1 protein-coding gene is annotated in these 666 nt (G+C 54.2%); it reads right to left on the bottom strand.

Going from position 1 to position 666, the window contains the following annotated elements; translation table 11 throughout:
• Positions 1–666, bottom strand: a 666-nt coding sequence (gene lplA / locus FDW94_RS22690; RefSeq protein WP_249358689.1) for a lipoate--protein ligase LplA, incomplete at both ends; no start/stop codon positions are given.

Here is a 666-nt window from a genome sequence, read left to right as displayed (position 1 = left end):
TGGCAGCCCTGTAGCCGCTCCGCCAGCGCTTCTAACGGCGCGGGATTGAGACTGTCGGTAAACACCTGTGTGCGCGTGATATGACCTTTTTCGACGTCGAAATGCAGCTCAACGCCACCCCAGGTGAAACGCTCGTCCAGCAGATGCGAGAAAGCAGGTGCCTGACCAAAATTCCATTCCCAACTGCTCTGGCGGGCAAAGGTTTCGGCAAAATTTGGCAGGTCCGGCGTTTTATCTGGTGAGATCACTTCCGCTTCAACGCGTTCGCCATAATGAGCAAAAAAGGCTTCCGTGATGGCCTGACAGACCTGTTCATGGGTGATGCCCGGTAACAGCTCCGTCAAATTCGCCACCCGTGAGCGGACAGAGGTGATCCCCTTTGCCGCGAGTTTCTTTTTGTCGGGATTGAGATAATTTGCCAGGCGGCTGAGATCGGCATTTAGCAGCAGCGTGCCGTGGTGGAATCCGCGATCTTTCGTTTCCCGATAAGCAGAGCCTGAAACCTTGCGATCGCCGTCTGGCGTTTTCACAACCAGATCGTTACGCCCGGAGGCATCTGCCGTCACACCCAGAGAATTCAATGCGTTGAGGACAATCGCGGTGGAAATGGTTTTGTCGTATTCCGGTTTACCGGCCATAAAGGTAAAGCAGGTATTGCCTAAGTCA

The sequence above is a fragment of the Citrobacter sp. wls757 genome (assembly GCF_005280935.1).
Classification (GTDB): Bacteria; Pseudomonadota; Gammaproteobacteria; order Enterobacterales; family Enterobacteriaceae; genus Citrobacter; species Citrobacter portucalensis.
Note: the sequence above shows the minus strand (reverse complement) of the source record. Positions and strands in the feature narration are given on the sequence as shown.